We start from the raw sequence: 263 nt of genomic DNA on the forward strand, positions 1-263 counted from the left end.
GAATTGCGGTCTTGCCGCCTTGCTATCATGCCGTCTCGACGGGATAGAGTCGAGACGTCTCGATGCTGAAGTGGCTCGCGTGGATGCCGTCTCGCCGGCCTGATGAGTTGACGTTCTGGTAACGAGACGTTGACCATGCTCGCCAGCGACGAGTCGGGACGGCCAGCATGCAAACCATCACGATAGCGGCGCGAAAGGGCGGCGTGGGCAAGACCACGCTGGCGACCCACCTCAGCGTGATCGCCGCCGGTCCAAAGCGCCCG

At 63.5% G+C, this 263-nt stretch carries 1 pseudogene; it reads left to right on the forward strand.

From position 1 onward, the window contains the following. Window positions 1-167: 167 nt before the first annotated feature. Window positions 168-263, forward strand: a pseudogene (locus KZZ06_RS23390) (ParA family protein); the annotation flags it as partial.

The sequence above is a fragment of the Sulfitobacter sp. CW3 genome, assembly GCF_019392245.1.
In the GTDB taxonomy this organism is placed as follows: domain Bacteria; phylum Pseudomonadota; class Alphaproteobacteria; order Rhodobacterales; family Rhodobacteraceae; genus Sulfitobacter.